This window comes from Vibrio sp. 1078-1, assembly GCF_033340475.1.
This window is the reverse complement of sequence record NZ_JAWOWM010000323.1, coordinates 1-720: the sequence shown is the minus strand read 5'-3', so window position 1 is coordinate 720 and position 720 is coordinate 1. Positions and strand designations below refer to the sequence as shown.

Below are 720 nucleotides of genomic sequence, written 5' to 3'. Positions count from 1 at the left end.
AGTTGGTTAAAAGTGTTTGTTCTTGATGAACTAGGGCGCCAAACCAAACCAATTTCGCGATACGCCTGCTGGCCAGGAGGGTCGATCACCACCAAATTTTGGTTGTGTAACAAGCCGTGTTCGATTGCCATTTGAGGAATAAAAGTGGTACCTAAGCCGTTCGCGACCATCTGCACCAAGGTATGTAAGCTGGTTGCCGTAAACGGGTTAATTTTCTCTTTATCGGTCAGCTTACAAGCGGAAACTGCATGTTCAGTTAAACAATGCTCTTTCTCTAATAGGAACACCGACTCATCCGGCAGATCGTCATAACGGATCGGTACAGGAATCGAATCGACTTGGTTTGCACTGATCACCATACGGAACGGATCTTTGCCGACGACGCGACTCTCCATGCCATCGATTTCAACAGGCAACGCTAAGATCAGTACATCTAACTCACCATGACGCAGCGCTTGCAACAAATTGGTGGTGGTGTCTTCTCTTAATAGAAGGTTTAGTTGAGGGAATCGATAATTCACCTCTTGGACGAGGTCACACAATAAGAACGGTGCAATCGTTGGAATACACCCAACCTTCAACTGGCCTTTCATATCATCGCCCTGACATAATCGGCCAAGTTCTACCAAATCTTGTCCTTTGGCCAATAGCTCTCGACCTTGCTTTACGACCATTTCTCCCGTCTGGGTAAAAACCAACGGGCTTTTCTTGTCTTTCTTT

The 720-nt window shown here is 46.2% G+C and carries 1 protein-coding gene; it reads right to left on the bottom strand.

What is annotated here, in order from left to right; translation table 11 throughout:
* On the bottom strand, positions 1-720 hold a 720-nt coding region (locus tag R7190_RS27355; protein WP_318137867.1), incomplete at both ends, for a LysR substrate-binding domain-containing protein.